The organism is Mycolicibacter minnesotensis (assembly GCF_010731755.1).
Classification (GTDB): domain Bacteria; phylum Actinomycetota; class Actinomycetes; order Mycobacteriales; family Mycobacteriaceae; genus Mycobacterium; species Mycobacterium minnesotense.
On sequence record NZ_AP022589.1, the window covers coordinates 354,323 to 371,067 of the forward strand.

The following is a 16,745-nucleotide window of genomic DNA, read 5'->3' on the forward strand; positions in this document are numbered from 1 at the left end:
GGTGCTCGACGCTAGCAGCACACTCACGGCAGCTCGGCCAGCTCCAGGCGGGTGTCGCCGTACCGGCGCGTGGGCCAGGCCTGCCAGCCCTGCGGCCAGCCCACCGCCGGGCTGGAGGCGGCCCGCTCGATCATCACGACGGTGCCCGGTGCAGCCCATCCACCGGTCGTCAGCAGTACGGGCAGGGCGTCGATCTCGGCAGCCGCCACCTCATAGGGAGGATCGGCCAGGACCAGGTCCACCGGATCCTCGGTACCCGCGGTGAGCACCGCGGCCACCGTGCCGCGACGCAGAGCGGCTCCGGGCAGCCCCACGGCAGCGATATTGGCGGCCAGCACGTCGGCGGCGCGCCGGTCCGATTCCACGAACAGCGCGGTGGCCGCGCCCCGTGACAGCGCCTCCAAACCCAGCGCACCCGACCCGGCGTAGAGGTCGAGCACCGCCATGTCGGTCAGGTCCATCCGGGCATCCAGCACGTTGAACAGCGCCTCACGTACCCGGTCGGTGGTCGGCCGGGTACCACGCGGTGGTACCGCGATGCGCCGGCCACCCGCCGCACCGCCCACAATGCGAGTCAGCTCAGTACCACCAGCAAGTCGCCGCCTTCGACCTGAGCGGTTCTGGCAACGGCCACCCGGGCGACGGTACCGTCGGCGGGTGCGGTGATGGCAGCCTCCATTTTCATCGCCTCGATGGTAGCGACGGTCTGCCCGGCGGTGACCTGCTCGCCCTCGGCCACCCCGACGGTGACCACGCCGGCGAACGGGGCCGCAACATGACCCGGCTTGGTGCGGTCGGCCTTCTCGGCTACGGGCACCTCACTGGCGACGCTACGGTCGCGCACCTCCACCGGCCGCAGCTGACCATTGAGGATGCACATCACGGTGCGCATCCCTCGCTCATCCGGTTCGGAGATGGCCTGCAGCCCGATGAGCAGCTCCACCCCACGTTCCAGCCTGACCCGGTGTTCCTCACCTTGGCGCAGGCCGTAGAAGAACTGGTTTGCCGACAACCGGGATGTATCGCCGTAGAGTTCGCGATGCGCCTCGAATTCCTTTGTCGGACCAGGGAACAGCAGACGATTCAGTCGAGCCTGGCGTTGCGGACCCGACGTTGCCAACACCGCCTCGTCGTCGGCCGACAGCTGCTGCACCCCGCGTGCCGGACCACGACCCTCCAGCGCCTTGGTACGCAGGGGCTCCGGCCAGCCACCGGCCGGGTCGCCCAGTTCGCCTCGCAGGAATCCGATCACCGAGTCTGGGATGTCGACCCGAGACGGGTCGACGGCGAACTCGTCGGCGCTCACCTCTGCACCGACCAGCGCCAAAGCCAGATCTCCGACCACCTTCGAACTCGGGGTGACTTTGATCAGCCGGCCCAGTACCGCGTCCGCGGCGGCATAGTTGGCCTCAACGTCCTCGAATCGGTCCGCCAGCCCGAGAGCCTTGGCCTGCTGATGCAGGTTGGACAGCTGGCCACCGGGTATCTCGTGGCGATAGACCCGCCCGGTGGGCGCCGCCAGCCCGGATTCGAACGGCGCGTATACCTTTCGCAGCGCCTCCCAGTACGGCTCCAAGTCCCCGACGGCGTCCAGCGATATCCCGGTGTCGTGGTCGGTGTGAGCCGCGGCGGCGATGATCGAACTCAGTGCCGGCTGACTGGTGGTTCCGGCCAGCGGAGCGGCCGCACCGTCGACGGCGTCCGCGCCTGCTTGCCAGGCTGCCACGTAGCTGGCCAGCTGACCGCCCGCGGTGTCGTGGGTGTGCACGTGGATGGGCAGATCGAAACGGCTGCGCAGCGCGCTCACCAGGGTGGTCGCCGCGGCGGGTCGCAACAGCCCCGACATGTCCTTGATCGCCAGCACATGGGCACCGGCGTCCACGATCTGCTCGGCCAGCCTCAGGTAGTAGTCCAGGGTGTAGAGCGTCTCGCCCGGGCTGGCCAGGTCACCGGTGTAACACATCGCGACTTCGGCTACCGCAGTACCGGTTTCGCGCACCGCGTCAATGGCCGGGCGCATCGAGTCCACGTTGTTGAGTGCGTCGAAGATCCGGAAGATATCAATACCGGTCTCGGTCGCCTCCTGGACGAACGCCGAGGTTACCAGCTCCGGATAGGGCGTGTAACCGACGGTGTTGCGGCCGCGCAGCAGCATCTGCAGGCAGATGTTGGGCAATGCCTCACGTAGCGCGGCCAGCCTCTCCCACGGTTCTTCCTTCAAAAAGCGCAGCGCGACATCATAAGTCGCTCCACCCCAGCACTCGACCGACAACAGTTGCGGCATGGCTCGGGCCACATAGGGGGCCACCTTCACCAAGCCACTGGTGCGCACCCGGGTGGCCAGCAAGGATTGGTGGGCGTCCCGGAACGTGGTGTCGGTCAACCCGACAGCCGGCGATTCCCGCAGCCAGCGGGCGAATCCCTCCGGCCCCAGGGCGGCCAGTCGCTGCTTGGAACCCGCCGGGGGCGCCCCTGAAAGGTCCAACTCCGGCAACTTGTCCCGGGGATATACCGCGGTGGGCCGGGTCCCATGCGGACTGTTGACCGTGACGTCGGCCAGGTAGTTCAAGATCTTAGTGCCGCGGTCGGCCGAAGATCGCGCGGTCAACAGCTGAGGGCGCTCGTCGATAAACGATGTCGTGACTCGGCCCGCCGAGAAGTCTGGATCATCGAGCACTGCCTGCAGGAAAGGAATGTTGGTGGCAACGCCGCGGATTCGGAACTCGGCGATCGCTCGGCGGGACCGGTTCACCGCAGTGGAGAAATCACGGCCCCGGCAGGTCAGCTTCACCAGCATCGAGTCGAAATGGGCACTGATCTCAGCGCCCAGGGTGGTGCCGCCGTCGAGCCGGATCCCGGCTCCGCCCGGGCTGCGGTAGGCACTGATACGACCGGTGTCGGGACGAAATCCGTTGGCCGGATCCTCGGTGGTGATCCGGCATTGCAGCGCCGCGCCGTGCAACGTGATCGACTCCTGGGTCAGCCCCAGGTCGGTCAGCGACTCACCGGCCGCAATCCGAAGCTGCGCGGAAACCAGGTCGACGTCGGTGATCTCCTCGGTGACGGTGTGCTCCACCTGGATGCGGGGGTTCATCTCGATGAACACGTGGTGGCCGCGTTCGTCGACCAAGAACTCCACCGTGCCGGCGCAGGTGTAGCCGATCTGGCGTGCGAAGGCGACGGCGTCGGCACAGATCTTCGCGCGCAGAGCCGGATCCAAATTGGGCGCCGGAGCCAGCTCGACAACCTTCTGATGCCGGCGCTGCACACTGCAGTCCCGCTCGTAGAGGTGGATCACATTGCCGTAGGTGTCGGCCAGGATCTGCACTTCGATGTGGCGCGGGTTGAGCACGGCTTGCTCGAGATAGACGTGCGCGTCGCCGAAGGCCGAATCCGCTTCCCGGCTTGCCGCCTCGATCGCCTCGGCCAGTGCCTCGATGTCGGCGACACGGCGCATCCCGCGCCCGCCGCCACCGGCGACCGCCTTGACGAACAGCGGGAAGGTCATGTCTTGGGCCGCGGCCAGCAACTCCTCGACCGACGACGAGGGCGCCGACGATGCCAGCACCGGTAGGCCCGCCTCTTGCGCGGCCGCGACTGCGCGCGATTTGTTGCCGGTCAGCGCCAGTACCGCCGCACTGGGTCCGACGAAGGTGATGTCGGCCTCCGCGCACGCCTGCGCCAGTTGGGGGTTCTCCGAAAGAAATCCGTAACCCGGGTACACCGCATCAGCACCGCATCGCACTGCGGTACTGACGATCTCGTCAACCGACAAGTAGGCGCGGACCGGATGGCCCTCTTCACCGATCTGATAAGACTCGTCGGCCTTGAGCCGGTGCAGCGAGTTGCGGTCCTCGTATGGGTAGACGGCCACAGTGCCGACCCCGAGCTCGCAGGCGGCACGGAATGCACGGACGGCGATCTCTCCGCGGTTTGCCACCAGCACTTTGGAGATCACAATCCACCCCTACAGCAGCGTTATCCAGTAGTCCTGAAACCGAATAAATACCAACAGAAATAACGCGATAAACCATAACGCAGCAATGGTCCAACGCCATCGGTGCAAATGCTGCAAATTTTTGCGTATACCACCCTGCTCAGATGCTAGGGCTGCGAATATCACCAGCAGGCACAGCGTGACCGCCCACACCACCATGCAGTACGGACACAGCGCACCGATCCGGTACAGGCTCTGGAAGATCAGCCAGTGCACGAAACCTGCACCGGCCAGCGTGCCGAGCGACAGTCCTGTCCAATACCATTGCGGCAGTGGAACGTTCGCCACAGCGAGGACCCCGGTCACCACCACCACCGTGAAAGCAACGATCCCCATCAACGGGTTCGGGAAGCCCAACACCGACGCCTGCGGGGTGACCATCACCGATCCGCAGGACAACACCGGGTTGAGGTTGCACGACGGCACGTACCCGGAGTCCAGCAGCAGTTTGATCTTCTCGACGGTCAGCGTGACCGAGGCGGCCAATCCGATGACTCCGCCGATGAGCACGGCCCAAGCCCGGGACGCGGCCACGGGCACCGCCGGGGTGGGCGGCTCGACCGCCGAGGCCGTGACGGTCACGACTGCGGGGACGGTGGGTCCATGCCGGGCAGGTCACCGACAATCTCGCGGATCTTCGAGACCAGGGCTTCCGGCGTCGAGGGGCGGTAGTCCTCGCCGTTGATACGCAGTGTCGGCGTGGCGTGGATGCCCCCGGCGGCAGCCATCCCGCCCACCATCTTGAGGTACTTGCCGCTGTTGATGCACGCCGGAACGGTGCCGACTACGCCGGCCTGGCGCGCCAACTCGATCAGGCGGTTGTTGTCGGGGAATTCTGTCCCGATCTCCGACGGCTGCAGCTGCTCGGTGTAGAGCGCGGTGTGGAATCGGCGGAAGGCGTCGTTGTCCTCGTCGGCGACGCAATAGGCAGCAGCGCCGGCACGCGAGGAATAGTCGTCGTTCTGCGGCCGGTCCAGGATCGCGACCATGTGATAGTCGGCGGCGATCGCCCCACTGTCGATCAGCCGGGATACCGTCGGACCGAACGCCCGCTCGAGGTTGCCGCAGGCCGGGCAGAGGAAGTCCTCGTAGAACGTCAGCACGGCCTTGGGCTCGTCGGTGCCGTCCTTGGTGACCAGCTTGCTGGACGTGACCCGGATCGCCTCGCCGGCGCCGGCGCCCTTCTTGTGACCGTTGGACATCACGATGTAGCCGATGAGGCCCACCGCGAACACGACCACGATGGCGACGAGCCCGATCTGCATGGCGAGATTGCGCTTCTGGTCGCCGGCCCTCAGGCCGGAGGCGCCGGGGCGTTTGGGTTTGGTGGCCACAGTCCGTTCGTCCTCGTCTTCGCTGGTCGGTTTGCGGTTCAGCGTACCGGCGTGGGCGGCGGGCCTCAGCCGCGGCTGAGGTGCGCCCGTAGCGCCGAGATCAACTCACTGGTCGCGGCCGCGCTGCCGCCGCCGAGCCCGAACAGGTTGATGAAGGCGTGTGTCAGCGACGGCATCCGCCGTAGGTCGACCGCCACCCCGGCTTCGCGCAGTGCTGCGGCGAACAGTTCACCCTCGTCACGCAGCGGATCGAAGCCGGCGACCGCCACCAGCGCGGGCGGTAGTCCTGACAGGTCGTCGGCGTACAGCGGCGATACCCGGGGGTCTGTGGGCTCCAGCCCCGAGCGGCTCACGTATTGGTCGGTGAACCAGTCGATGTCGTGCTTGGTCAGCAGAAAGCCGTCCGCGAACAGGGTGCGCGAGCGGGTCTGGGCGGTGCAATCGACCACCGGATAGATCAGCCACTGCAGTACGGGCGCCGGGCCGGAGTCGTCACGGGCCCGCAGTGCCACCCCGATGGCCAGATTGCCGCCGGCGCTGTCTCCTCCCACGGCCACCTGACCCGGGATTCCGCCGAGCTCCGTGACGTGGTCATACGCCCAGCGGAACGCCGCGTAGGCGTCGTCGAGTGCAGCGGGCGCGGGATGCTCGGGTGCCAGCCGGTAGTCGACGGACAACACCGCGACGTCGCCGTCCCGACAGGTCAGCCGACAGATCGCGTCATGGCTGTCCAGGTCGCCGATCACGAACCCGCCACCGTGGTAGAAGACCAGCAGCGGCTTGGCTTGCCCCTCGGGGCCACCGACCGGCCGGTAGTGCCGGGCGGCCAGCTCACCTGCGGGTCCCGGTATCACGATGTCGCGAACGTCGACGTGGATGTCACCGCCGCTGAGTCCGGCGGAGGTCTCGCGCAGCTGGGCGCGTGAGGCAGCAGCGTCATCCCGGGTGACCAAGCCGGTGATCCCCATGGCCTGCTGCCCGGCCAGTGCCAACCGGAGGGCGGGGTCAAGGGTGTTGCCGTCGATGGTCACCGACCGCCCGCCAGCCAACATCCGCTGTACGCCGATCGGCAGCATCGGCATCGTCTTCATCCCGACACTCAACGCGGAGCTCTGCAGTTGCGCGGCCCACCGCGTGCCCCTCCGAGAACGGGAACCGCCTGGCAGACTTCGTGTCATGGCTGCTGGAACTGACTTGCGTTCGGTCACGCTCAACGACGGTAACTCCCTTCCGAGCGTCGGTTTCGGGGTTTACAAGATTTCACCCGAGGAGACGGAGCGAGCGGTGCGTACCGCACTCGAAGCCGGGTACCGCCACATCGACACCGCCGCCCTCTACGGTAACGAGCGGGAGGTGGGCCGCGCGGTCGCCGCATCCGGGCTGCCACGTGAAGAGATCTCTGTGGTGACCAAGCTGTGGAATGCCGATCAGGGATACGACTCGACCCTGACGGCATTCGACACCAGCATGAAACTGCTTGGCCTGGAATTTCTGGATCTGTATCTGATCCACTGGCCGCTGCCGGCGTACGGAAGGTTCGTCGAGACTTTCCGGGCATTGGCCCACCTGCGCGACCAGGGCCGGATTCGTTCGATCGGCGTCAGCAATTTCGAGCCCGAACACCTCGAGACACTCATCGACGGGACCGGGATCGTTCCCGTCGTCAACCAGGTCGAACTGCACCCGCGCTTCAGCCAGGCCGAGTTGCGGCAGGTGCACGCCCGCCTCGGGATTGCCACCGAGGCCTGGGCGCCGCTGGGCAGGGGTTCAGTGCTGGCACATCCGACGATCATCAAGGTGGCGCAGCGGTGTCACAAGACACCTGCCCAGGTGCTGCTCCGGTGGCACCTGCAGCTGGGTAATATCGTGATTCCGAAATCGGTGAACCCGGAGCGCATCGTCGGCAACATCGACGTCTTCGACTTCGAACTCGGCGCCGCACAGATGGCCGAGATATCCTCGCTCGACGACGGCGCCCGACTGGGGCCCGATCCACGCACATTCGATTACACAGGTAGGTGACATGACGTCGGGCACCGCGATCCCCTCCGTGACGCTCAATGACGACCACACCATCCCCACTCTGGGCATCGGTGTGGCGGAGTTGTCCGAAGCCGAGACCGAGCGGGCGGTCTCAACCGCGCTCGAACTGGGCTGCCGGTTGATCGACACCGCCAAGGTGTACGGCAACGAGGCCGCCGTCGGCCGAGCGATCGCCGCGTCGGGGATTCCACGCGACGAAGTGTTCGTCACCACCAAGCTGGCCAACGCCGACCAGGGCCTGACCGCCGCCATCGAAGCCTGCAAGGCCAGCCTCGAGCGGCTCGGCATGGACTACGTGGACCTGTACCTGGTCCACTGGCCGGCGCCGTCGCTGGGCATGTACGTCGACAGCTACGGCGGACTGATCCAGGCCAGGGAGCTGGGCCTGGCTCGCTCCATCGGCGTCTGCAACTTCACCGCGGACCACCTCGACGACGTGATCGACCTCGCATTCGACACGCCGACGGTCAACCAGATCGAACTACACCCGCTGCTCAACCAGGCGCAGCTGCGTGCAGCCAACGCCGAGCGCGGCATCATCACGCAGGCCTACAGCCCGCTGGCGGTCGGCCGCCTGCTCGATCACCCGACCGTCACGTCCATCGCCGGTGAATACGGCAAGACGCCGGCGCAGGTGCTGATCCGCTGGAGCCTGCAACTGGGCAATGTGGTGATTCCCCGCTCCGCCAAGCCCGAGAACATCGCCGCCAACCTCGACGTGTTCGGCTTCGAACTGGCCGACGAGCACATGGCGAGCCTCAGCGGCCTCAACGACGGCACCCGGGTGCGAGAGGACCCGCTGACCTACGCGGGTATCTGATCCGCCCCGGCGGACCCATTCCTAAGCGATCGGGCAGGTGCCAGCAGCCACGCGCAACGCATCGGCTGACGGCTGGTCGACCCGCAACGCATAGCCGCGGAGAACCGCCAGGTAAGCAATGGCGTACTGGCAGGCGAACGCTCTGTTGGGCGGCATCCACTGCCCGGGCCCGCCGTCAGCCTTGTCCTGGTTGGCCTGACCGGCAACCGCCAACAAGTTGGCCGGGTCGTTGGCGAAGCGCAACCGCTGACGGTAGGACCAGGCAGACGCCCCCATGTCCCAGGCGTAGGCCAGCGGCACGATGTGGTCGATCTGTACAGCCTCGCCGACCTTTGCGCCACGGGTGAAGGCCACCACGGCATTGGTGTAGGGGTCATGCAGGGTTCCGGCGGCCACCGCGTCGGCGCAGCGCCTGGTCGATACGTGGGTGATATCGACCAGATCCCGGTTGAGGATGTCATCTCGGGTGTCGCAGCCGTTATGCCCGCCGGGCGCATCGTTGTCGTCGTCCCAGGCGTTGCCGAACTGCGCCCGCCGGTAGTCGTAGCGGTGCGTTCGGGCCGGAACCACCGTGATGCCGGCCAGGACGTCGACGCCAGGTGCGACGGTGGGCATGCCTGCCGACGCGGCGAGAGCGCGGCTGCGGTGGCCGACGGTCGTGACCGTCTGGTAGGCCACGACGACCGCCAGTACCGCCGCCACGGCCAGCCACAACAATGTCCGGCGACTCGGACTCATGCCTTGTCCAGGTATTCGATATCGGCGAAATACGCTGCAAGGGAAGCTAACCCGGAGTCACTCGAGTTGACATCCCAGGCCTTCTCACACCAGGCCCGAGCCGCCTCGATGACCTCAGCATGGTCAACCAGCGAGAGCAGCTTCAGGCCGCCCCGCCAACCGGACTGGTTACGGCCGAGCACATCGCCCTCACCGCGCTCCCGAAGGTCCAGATCTGCCAACGCGAACCCGTCGAGGGTTCCGGCGACGGCCTCCAGCCGCTTGCCCGCCCGGGACCCCTCACTTGCCGCAGTGACCAGCAGACACAGGCTGGCGTGCTCGCCCCGTCCGATCCGGCCCCGCAACTGGTGCAACTGACTGATCCCGAACCGGTCGGCATCGGCCACCAGCATGACCGTCGCATTGGGTACGTCGACGCCGACCTCGATCACGGTGGTGCACACCAGTACGTCCACCGCGCCGGACCGGAACGCACTCATCACGGCATCTTTCTCATCGCCGGAGAGCCGGCCGTGCATCAGGCCGAGACGCAATCCGGCCAGCGGACCAGACTTCAGCCGCTCGTAGAGCTCTACCGCTGTGGCAGACGGGCGGATCGCGCCTTGATCCTGGCCGCCGGTCTGCGCGGATTCGTCGGTCTCATCGATGCGCGGCGCCACCACATAGGCCTGCCGGCCTGCGGCCACCTCTTCGCGAATGCGTTCCCAGGCCCGCTGGAGCCACGTCGGTTTGGATTTCTCAAAGATCACCGTGGAGCGGATCGGCTGTCGCCCGCGGGGCAACTCACGCAACGTGGACGTCTCGAGGTCGCCGTAGACGGTCAGTGCGACAGTGCGCGGGATCGGGGTTGCGGTCATCACCAATAGGTGCGGGGTAATGCCCTCGGGCGCCTTGGCGCGCAGCTGATCCCGCTGCTCCACACCGAACCGGTGCTGTTCGTCGATCACCACCATGCCCAGCCGGTGGAACTCGACAGAGTCCTGCAGAAGTGCGTGGGTGCCCACCACGATTCCGGCCGATCCGTCGATGATCTGCGCACGGACCTTCTTCTTGGCGGGCAACGACATCGACCCGGTCAGCAATGCCACCGCGGTGGCGTTGTCGGCGCCGCCAAGCTGCCCGCCCAGCGCGAGCGGGCCCAACATGTCCCGCATCGACCGGACATGTTGAGCAGCAAGAACTTCCGTCGGCGCAAGCAGCGCGCACTGATAGCCGGCGTCAACCATCTGCAGCATGGCCAGCAGCGCCACGATCGTCTTTCCCGAGCCGACTTCGCCCTGCAGCATTCGGTTCATCGGTCGAGCGGCAGACAATTCGGCGTGCAGCACGTCGAGCACGTCGCACTGTCCGGCCGTCAGCTCGAAAGGCAACCGCTGCAGCATTTCTGCGGCCAACCCGTCAGCGCGGGGCGGGGCAGGCGGCCCCGATTCGGACAGCTCGCCATGGCGGCGCACCGCCAGCGCCCACTGCAGCCCGACGGCCTCATCGAAGGTCAGTCGTTCCCGGGCTCGTGCCCGCAGGCTCGCACTCTCCGACAGGTGGATCCCGCGCAGCGCCGCATCCTCACTGATCAGGTCACGCTCGGCCAGCAGCGCTGCCGGCAGCGGATCGGGCACCGGCTCAAGCACCTCAAGAACCTGTCGCACACAGGCGAAGATGTCCCAGCTCTGCAATTTGGTGCTGGCCGGGTAGATCGGATAACACGCGCGTTCGAACTCCGACTGCAGCACTTCGCCGCTGATGGCCTGCGACGCGTCGGCGATGTTGCGCAGGGAGTCACTGCCGAAGTTGTCCTTGTCCGGCGCGTCGAGAATCAGGAAGTCGGGGTGCGTGAGTTGGAGTTTGCGGTTGAAGTAGCCGACCTCGCCGGAGAGCATCACCCTGGTACCGGGGGTCAGCTTGTATTTCAGGCCGCGCGCATTGAAGAACGTCGCGCTGACCTTCTTCTGGCCACTGCCGAGTGTGATCACCAGATACTCGTTGGGACGCCGCCCGGCCTGTCGCCGCATCGGTTTGGCCACTGCGGTGGCGATGGTGTCCACCAGGGTGATGTGTTCGCCCTCCATCGCCTGGGCCTCGTCGAGACCACGCTTCGTCGCGCCCTCGACGTAGCTGCGTGGATAGTGGCGCAGCAGCTCGGCGACAGTGCGGATGCCGAAAAATTCCTCGAGTTTGCCGGCGGCGTCCGCGCCCACCACGTAATCGAGCCGGTCGGCCAACGTGACCATCGCTACTCCACCCCGATCAGCAGCGCGTCCCCTCGATGCCCCGTGCAGTAGGTCGCCAATTCGGTTCCCGGATGCTGGTCGTGCACGTGCCGCGCCAGGACCGCCACGACGTCCCCGTCGAAGCCTGCCCCGACCAGCACGGTCACCAGCTCACCGCCGGCCGCCAGCAACAGGTCGATCAGTCCGATCGCCGCGGCCCCGACATCGCGGGCCACGATCAGCACCTCGTCGCCGGCGATGCCCAGGCCGTCGCCCGGGCGGCAGGCGCCCGCCCAGGTCAACGCCTGTTCGGTGGCGACCCGGACCGATCCGAGCCGAGTGCTGCCGGCCGCCCGGGCCATGGTGTACCCGTCGTCGACCACCGGCCGGCCCGGATCGTGGACTGCCAGGGCGGACAGCCCCTGCACCATCGAACCGGTCGGCACCGGGACCACCTCGATACCCCACCCGATGGCCGCGGTGGCGCCTGCGACCAGCTCTTCGGCGGGCACGTAGCCGTTGGGCAGCAGCATCACCTGCGCCGCCCCGGTGTCCACCACGGCGCGCAACAGCTGCTGGGCGCTGACCATCACGACCGGCTCGGCGCTGTGCGGGTCGGGCCGCAGCACGCTGGCGCCTTCGGAATCGAACAGCGCCTCGGCGCCGTCGCCGTCGACCACCGCCAGCACCGCGCGCTCCCGGGCCCAGCTTCCCGGCGACACCCCGGTGGCTCCGGCCAAGGCCGAGATCTGGATGCGCCGTGGTCGACCGAAGGCCAGCCCTGCCTCCACGGCCGCGCCTGCGTCGTCGGTGTGCACGTGCACCGAATACCCACCGACCACCCCCGCGGTCGCTATCGCGACCGATTCGCCGAGCTGAGTGAGGCGCTCCCGCAGGGCCTCGGTGTCTTCGGGGCTGCACTCACCGAGCAGGTACATCACCTCGAACTGGGGCGCCGGCGGCACGGTGCCCGCTTCGGGCGGCCAGGGCCGTGGCGATGGCTGATACACCGTCCGCACCGGAGCCTGCCCGGTGATGGTCGAGCGCAGGGCGTCCAGCAGCACCAGCAGGCCGCGACCGCCCGCGTCGACCACGCCGGCCTCGGCGAGCACATTGAGCTGTGCGGTGGTGGCCTCCAGTGCCTCAGCGGCCGCATCGGTGCCCGCCACCAGCGCCGGCCCCATTTCGTTGCCCTGCGTCGCGCAGCGTTCGACGGCGGCCGCCGCGGCCTGCAACACCGACACGATGGTGCCCGGGACCTCCTGGCCACCCATCGATGTGACCACCAGTTCGACGCCGTGGCGCAGCCCCTCGGCGAGCAGCGACGCATCGATCACGGTGGTTTCGCCGCGCTGGCCGGCGGTCACATCGGCCAGGCCACGCAGGATCTGCGACAGAATCACCCCGGAATTCCCGCGCGCGCCGTGCAGCGCCCCCGACGACAGCGCGGCCGCAACCCGGCCCACTTGGCCGGAGGCCGCCTCGGTGTTGGCCTCGGCCAGGGCCGACCGCATGGTGAACAGCATGTTGGTCCCGGTATCCGAGTCGGCGACCGGGAAGACATTGAGCTGATTGATCTCGTCGGTGTGGGTGATCAGATCACCGACAGCGGTGTGTGCCCAGTCCCGCAAGGCCGCCGCATCCAGCAGACGATCGGGGTTTCCCACCTCCACCCACCTTCCTGCCGCCACCTCCGGTGGCCGCAAGCCTAATCACTCCGGGCGACAGCACAGATCACCTCTGTACAGCCGAGACGGGGCGTTTTGGTGGTTGCACCGCCGTCCGGGTATCCTGATCAGGTTGTCGGGCCACCCGCTGAGGTCGTTGGCCCTCAAGCAGACGTTTTGAGGAGTGTCACATATGGCTGCCGTGTGCGATATCTGCGGAAAGGGCCCCGGCTTCGGTAAGTCGGTGTCCCACTCGCACCGTCGGACCAGCCGTCGGTGGGACCCGAACATCCAGGTCGTGCACGCCGCCCGTCCCGGTGGCAACAAGCAGCGCGTGAACGCCTGCACCTCGTGCATCAAGGCCGGCAAGGTCGCGCGCGGCTGAGTCCGCCTTTCCTCGCCTGCAAGCAGGGACGCACGTCCCTGCTTGGCGAGTCTGCGCGACCGCCTCACCGGCGTTACTCCAGTCGCCAGTCGATCGGTTCGGCTCCCAACTGGGCCAGCAGTGCGTTGGCGCGGCTGAACGGCCGCGATCCGAAGAATCCTCGCGACGCCGACAGCGGCGACGGGTGCGGTGATTCGATCGTCAGGCAGTGCTCGTTGAGCATCGGCTTGAGTGTCCCGGCATCGCGCCCCCACAGGATCGCCACCATCGGCTGACGGCGGGCCGCCAACGCGCGGATCGCGCATTCGGTGACGGCCTCCCACCCCTTGCCCCGATGCGATGCCGGGGTTCCCGGTGCCACGGTGAGCACTCTGTTGAGCAGCAGCACACCACGCTGCGCCCACGCCGACAGATCTCCGTTGGACGGTTTGGGATAGCCGAGGTCCGCGGTGTACTCGGTGAAGATGTTCGCCAGACTGCGCGGCAATGGCCGCACATCTGGTGCCACCGAGAAACTGAGGCCCACGGCGTGGCCAGGAGTCGGGTAGGGGTCCTGCCCCACGATCAGCACCCTCACCTTGTCGAACGGAAAGGTGAAGGCACGCAAGATATTCTGACCTTCGGGCAGATAGCCACGTCCGGACTTCGTCTCGTCGCGCAAAAATGTCCCCAGTGCGGTGACCTGATCGGTGACCGGCGCCAGCGCAGTGGCCCAACCGCTTTCGACGAGTTCAGGAAGTGGACGTGCACTCATGGTGTCTCAAGGTAACGGGGCGCCGGAATCGAACGACTGCCAGCCCGGCAGCCCGTCCCACACCGCCCCGTCGACCAGGACCTGCGCCGGCCCCTCAACGACATGCCCAATGGCTCGCCAACCGCCGGGCACGGCACCGGGAAACGCGGCGACCAGAGCGTGATCCTCTCCCCCGCCAAGCACCCACGACCACGGATCGGCTCCCACCGCAGCACCCGCGGATGCCAGGGCACCATAGTCGGGCGCCAATGCCGCCCTGGACACGTCACAGGTCACCCGCGACGCCGCGGCCAGATGACCCAGGTCAGCGATCAACCCGTCGGACACATCGGTCATTGCCTGCGCTCCGGCGTCCGCGGCGACCACGCCCTGCCCGTACGGCGGCTGCGGGACCAGATGCCGCCGTCGCAGTTCGGCAAAGTCGCCTGTGCCGACGCCGTCGCGCAACAGCTGCAAACCCGCCGCCGAGCGACCCAGCTCGCCGGCCACCGCCAGCGTCGCCCCTGGACGCGCCCCGGAGCGCAACACCGGGCTCCGGCCGGCCAAATCCCCGAGCACCGTGACCGAGACGACCCACCGGTCCGCCTGAACCAGATCACCGCCCACCACGCCAGCCCCCAGCTGCTCCGCCTCAGCCCACATCCCGTCTGCGAGGGCGGTGCAATCGGCGGCGGAAGTGTGGGCGGGGGCGCCGAAACCCACCACGAATGCGGTGGGACGTGCTCCCATCGCCTCGATATCGGCGGCGTTCTGCGCGATCGCCTTGCGGCCGACCTGCTCTGGCGTGGACCAGTCCAGGCGGAAATGGCGGCCTTCCACCAGCATGTCAACCGAGACCACGGCGCGACCGTCGGCACAGCGCACCAGTGCCGCGTCGTCACCGGGACCCAGTTGGGTGGTGTTGGGCTGGCGGCGCCCAGCCACCAGCCGGTCGATCATGGGAAACTCTCCAAGCTGACCCAGCGTGGGCTCGTTACCGCGCACAGCCTGGAGTGTAGGTGTGCTGGACGGAAAGGCGGGGCTTGACTAATCCCGGGAACGACACCGACGGGCCGGCGCGCCTCGCGCTGCTGGTCGCCCTGGTGGTTGCCGTCATCGCGGTGGGGGGCGCGCTGGCCGTCGCGGCGACGCACCACCCGAGCCGGCGGCCGGCCCCACCGATGCCGCTGGCCACGGTGCCGGCCCCGTATGCCGACAGCGCGCAATGCCGCGCTGTGCTCGAAGCCCTGCCGCCGGATCTGGGCGAGTATCAGCGCGCCGAGCTCGCCGCGCCGGCTCCGCAGGGCGCGGCGGCCTGGACCGCCGGCGACGGCGCAGCGGTGGTGCTGCGCTGCGGACTGGACCGGCCGGCCGACTTTGTCGTGGGCTCACCGCTGCAGGTTGTCGATCAGGTGCAATGGTTCGAGGTCCGCGAAGGCGACCGCGCCACCTGGTATGCGGTCGACCGGTCGGTGTATCTGGCCCTGACGCTCCCGCCTGGATCAGGCCCCACTCCCATTCAGGAGCTCTCGGATCTGATCACCGAGAAGCTGGACGCCGTGCCGATCCGGCCGGGCCCGCCACGCTAGGGAGTTCCTGCCGCCGAACGTGTAGCCAGACTGACTTTGAGGCCGAATCTTCCGGCCTGAGTGCACGCTCGGCGCACCCTGGTACCGCGCCTGCCCGTCAGCGCAAACCCACCCCGCGGGCCACGGCCGTGTCGACCATCGTCGCCAGCAGGGTCGGATAGTCGACGCCGCTGGCCGACCACATCCGCGGATACATCGAAATCGTGGTGAATCCGGGCATGGTGTTGATCTCGTTGATCACCGGGCCGTCATCGGTCAGGAAGAAATCCACCCGGGCCAGGCCCTGGCAGTCCAGCGCGGCGAACGCCCGAATCGCCAACTGCTGCAGCGCCTCGGCCACATCGTCGTCGATCTTGGCGGGAACATCGAGTTCGGCGGCGTCGTCGAGGTACTTGGTGGCGAAGTCATAGAACGAGTCGTCGCGGTCGGCCACGCCGGCTACCCGGATCTCCCCCACCGTGCTGGCACCCACCGTGCCGTCGGGGAATTCAAGTACGCCGCATTCGATTTCACGGCCCACGATCGCGGCTTCGACGATGACCTTGGGGTCATGCTTGCGGGCCTCGGCGATCGCGGCGGGAAGCTCGTCATACGACGTCACCCGGCTGACTCCGATCGACGAGCCGCCACGTGCCGGTTTGACGAACAGTGGCAGACCCAGCCGTTCCCGGTCGCCGACGGACAGCGTGTCCTGAGTGGCCCGTAGCACCGCATACGGGCCGATCGGAAGGCCGTCGGCGGCCAGCAGCTTCTTGGTGAACTCCTTGTCCATACCCGCCGCGCTGGCCAACACTCCGGCCCCCACGTAGGGAACCCCGGCCAGCTCCAGCAAGCCCTGCACGGTGCCGTCCTCACCGTAGGGACCGTGCAGCACCGGGAATACGACATCGACGGACTCCAGCACCTCCGCGGGCCCTGCGGCGGAGAACGCAACCAGCTGGCCGGCCCGCTGCGGGTCGGCCGCCAGGGCCAGCTCAGCACCCGAGTCGTTGCTGACCGCAGGCAGTTGGCGGTCGGTGATGGCCAGTGCATCGGGGTTGCCGTCGGTGAGCACCCACGCCCCCTCCGGGGTGATGCCTACTGCGACCACCTCGAAGCGCTGTGGGTCCAGGTTACGCAGGATGCTGCCCGCCGAGACACAGGAGATGGCGTGCTCGCTACTGCGGCCACCGAAGACGACGGCCACGCGGGTGCGTTCGTGGGAATTCACACGCCAGAGGCTACCGGGCGGT

The 16,745-nt window shown here is 67.7% G+C and carries 15 protein-coding genes; 4 read left to right on the top strand and 11 right to left on the bottom strand.

Translation table 11 applies throughout. The features are described 5' to 3' along the window. Nucleotides 1-23: 23 nt before the first annotated feature. From rsmD to G6N09_RS01830, 5 genes are all read right to left on the bottom strand, one after another. Nucleotides 24-578, bottom strand: coding sequence for a 16S rRNA (guanine(966)-N(2))-methyltransferase RsmD (gene rsmD / locus G6N09_RS01810; RefSeq protein ID WP_083024215.1), 555 nt, complete (start codon nt 576-578; stop codon nt 24-26). Next, nucleotides 575-3,958 carry a pyruvate carboxylase gene (locus G6N09_RS01815; RefSeq protein WP_083024217.1) on the bottom strand — a complete coding sequence of 1,128 codons (3,384 nt, stop codon included), beginning with the start codon at nt 3,956-3,958 and terminating at the stop codon, nt 575-577. Before G6N09_RS01815 ends, rsmD begins: the two co-directional genes overlap by 4 nt. Nucleotides 3,959-3,967: 9 nt before the next feature. Beyond that, nucleotides 3,968-4,537 (bottom strand): vitamin K epoxide reductase family protein, encoded by a 570-nt coding sequence (locus G6N09_RS01820; protein WP_407662709.1) that lies wholly within the window; start codon nt 4,535-4,537, stop codon nt 3,968-3,970. Nucleotides 4,538-4,575: 38 nt separating this feature from the next. Next, complete coding sequence (locus G6N09_RS01825) at nt 4,576-5,331, bottom strand: DsbA family protein (RefSeq protein WP_083024221.1); 756 nt, start codon at nt 5,329-5,331, stop codon at nt 4,576-4,578. 65 nt (nt 5,332-5,396) lie between these two features. Next, on the bottom strand, nt 5,397-6,509 hold the full coding sequence (locus tag G6N09_RS01830; RefSeq protein ID WP_083024223.1) for an alpha/beta hydrolase: 1,113 nt from the start codon (nt 6,507-6,509) through the stop codon (nt 5,397-5,399). Here G6N09_RS01830 and G6N09_RS01835 point away from each other — a divergent pair. Next, nucleotides 6,508-7,353: an aldo/keto reductase gene (locus G6N09_RS01835; RefSeq protein WP_179959864.1), complete on the top strand. Its 846-nt coding sequence runs from the start codon at nt 6,508-6,510 to the stop codon at nt 7,351-7,353. The genes G6N09_RS01830 and G6N09_RS01835 overlap by 2 nt on opposite strands. A gap of 1 nt (nt 7,354) precedes the next feature. Beyond that, on the top strand, nt 7,355-8,194 hold the full coding sequence (locus G6N09_RS01840; RefSeq protein ID WP_083024226.1) for an aldo/keto reductase: 840 nt from the start codon (nt 7,355-7,357) through the stop codon (nt 8,192-8,194). Between the two features lie 21 nt (nt 8,195-8,215). On the opposite strand, the gene G6N09_RS01845 is transcribed toward G6N09_RS01840, so the two are convergent. Genes G6N09_RS01845 through G6N09_RS01855 form a run of 3 tightly spaced genes read right to left on the bottom strand, consistent with a single transcriptional unit; the run spans nt 8,216 to nt 12,806 of the window. After that, entirely contained in the window at nt 8,216-8,932 is a 717-nt protein-coding gene (locus G6N09_RS01845) for an HNH endonuclease family protein (protein WP_083024228.1), read from the bottom strand. After that, on the bottom strand, nt 8,929-11,160 hold the full coding sequence (gene recG / locus G6N09_RS01850) for an ATP-dependent DNA helicase RecG (protein ID WP_083024230.1): 2,232 nt from the start codon (nt 11,158-11,160) through the stop codon (nt 8,929-8,931). The genes G6N09_RS01845 and recG overlap by 4 nt, the downstream gene beginning before the upstream one ends. 2 nt (nt 11,161-11,162) lie before the next feature. Beyond that, nucleotides 11,163-12,806 carry a fatty acid kinase ATP-binding subunit FakA gene (locus G6N09_RS01855; protein WP_083024538.1) on the bottom strand — a complete coding sequence of 548 codons (1,644 nt, stop codon included), beginning with the start codon at nt 12,804-12,806 and terminating at the stop codon, nt 11,163-11,165. Nucleotides 12,807-12,999: 193 nt separating this feature from the next. Between G6N09_RS01855 and rpmB the strand changes: the two genes are divergently transcribed. Beyond that, nucleotides 13,000-13,191, top strand: coding sequence for a 50S ribosomal protein L28 (rpmB, locus tag G6N09_RS01860; protein ID WP_046296269.1), 192 nt, complete (start codon nt 13,000-13,002; stop codon nt 13,189-13,191). 73 nt (nt 13,192-13,264) lie between these two features. Here the strand turns inward: rpmB and G6N09_RS01865 are convergent, their stop codons facing one another. Together G6N09_RS01865 and G6N09_RS01870 are read right to left on the bottom strand one after the other, a co-directional pair. Then, nucleotides 13,265-13,945 carry a uracil-DNA glycosylase gene (locus G6N09_RS01865; RefSeq protein WP_083024232.1) on the bottom strand — a complete coding sequence of 227 codons (681 nt, stop codon included), beginning with the start codon at nt 13,943-13,945 and terminating at the stop codon, nt 13,265-13,267. A 6-nt stretch (nt 13,946-13,951) separates the two neighbouring features. Further along, nucleotides 13,952-14,884 (bottom strand): thiamine-phosphate kinase, encoded by a 933-nt coding sequence (locus G6N09_RS01870; RefSeq protein ID WP_083024541.1) that lies wholly within the window; start codon nt 14,882-14,884, stop codon nt 13,952-13,954. A gap of 83 nt (nt 14,885-14,967) precedes the next feature. Here G6N09_RS01870 and G6N09_RS01875 point away from each other — a divergent pair, with 83 nt between their 5' ends. Further along, nucleotides 14,968-15,513 (top strand): DUF3515 domain-containing protein, encoded by a 546-nt coding sequence (locus tag G6N09_RS01875; RefSeq protein WP_083024235.1) that lies wholly within the window; start codon nt 14,968-14,970, stop codon nt 15,511-15,513. A gap of 97 nt (nt 15,514-15,610) precedes the next feature. Here the strand turns inward: G6N09_RS01875 and G6N09_RS01880 are convergent, their stop codons facing one another. Continuing rightward, a complete protein-coding gene (locus G6N09_RS01880; RefSeq protein WP_083024237.1) occupies nt 15,611-16,723 on the bottom strand; it encodes a D-alanine--D-alanine ligase family protein in 1,113 nt (370 codons plus the stop codon). Nucleotides 16,724-16,745: the final 22 nt, after the last annotated feature.

What these genes read in the sequence shown, in the direction of transcription:
- G6N09_RS01835 (WP_179959864.1), top strand. Translation starts at nt 6,508, where the DNA reads ATGGCTGCTGGAACTGACTTGCGTTCGGTCACGCTCAACGACGGTAAC.
- G6N09_RS01830 (WP_083024223.1), bottom strand. Translation starts at nt 6,509, where the DNA reads ATGACACGAAGTCTGCCAGGCGGTTCCCGTTCTCGGAGGGGCACGCGG.
- G6N09_RS01840 (WP_083024226.1), top strand. Translation starts at nt 7,355, where the DNA reads ATGACGTCGGGCACCGCGATCCCCTCCGTGACGCTCAATGACGACCAC.
- G6N09_RS01845 (WP_083024228.1), bottom strand. Translation starts at nt 8,932, where the DNA reads ATGAGTCCGAGTCGCCGGACATTGTTGTGGCTGGCCGTGGCGGCGGTA.
- recG (WP_083024230.1), bottom strand. Translation starts at nt 11,160, where the DNA reads ATGGTCACGTTGGCCGACCGGCTCGATTACGTGGTGGGCGCGGACGCC.
- rpmB (WP_046296269.1), top strand. Translation starts at nt 13,000, where the DNA reads ATGGCTGCCGTGTGCGATATCTGCGGAAAGGGCCCCGGCTTCGGTAAG.
- G6N09_RS01865 (WP_083024232.1), bottom strand. Translation starts at nt 13,945, where the DNA reads ATGAGTGCACGTCCACTTCCTGAACTCGTCGAAAGCGGTTGGGCCACT.
- G6N09_RS01870 (WP_083024541.1), bottom strand. Translation starts at nt 14,884, where the DNA reads ATGATCGACCGGCTGGTGGCTGGGCGCCGCCAGCCCAACACCACCCAA.